Origin of the sequence: Bacillus sp. F2HM (assembly GCF_019266135.1) — a bacterium.
In the GTDB taxonomy this organism is placed as follows: domain Bacteria; phylum Bacillota; class Bacilli; order Bacillales; family Bacillaceae; genus Bacillus; species Bacillus safensis.
Map to the genome: position 1 here is coordinate 1 of NZ_LRMO01000043.1, position 531 is coordinate 531.

1 protein-coding gene is annotated in these 531 nt (G+C 48.4%); it reads right to left on the reverse strand.

The features are described 5' to 3' along the window. Nucleotides 1–531 (reverse strand): AMP-binding enzyme (locus AWT60_RS18410; protein ID WP_218677603.1); only part of this gene is annotated, 531 nt, incomplete at both ends.

The following is a 531-nucleotide window of genomic DNA, read 5'->3' on the forward strand; positions in this document are numbered from 1 at the left end:
ATGCCTTTAATGGAATCTCCGCCAAGGAAGAAGAAGTGATCGTGAATGCCGACTTGGCTGACGCCAAGGACATCTTCCCAAATGCCGCAAAGCAGCGTTTCCACTTCATCTCTTGGGGCTTCGTATACCGTTTGGTTTGCTTCCATATCAGGAGCTGGCAATGCTTTGAGATTAACTTTTCCATTGGCCGTCATTGGAAATTGGTCTAGCTTTATGATCCATGATGGCACCATGTATTCAGGCAGTGTGCGTTTTAGGCTTTCTTTTAAGTCCTCTGTATCTGTATCGTTCTTCGTGATCACGTAAGCGGCAAGGGCGTCCTGATCACCCGCATCTTTGACCGTTGTCACGACGGCTTCTTTGACCGAATCCAGCGTCAAAAGCTGCGCTTCAATTTCTGACAGCTCAATACGGAAGCCGCGGATATTGACCTGATGGTCTATTCTGCCGAGATAGATCAGCTCACCATCCTCTGTCCATTTCACTAGATCGCCTGTGCGGTACATGCGCTCGCCTGGATAAAATGGATCT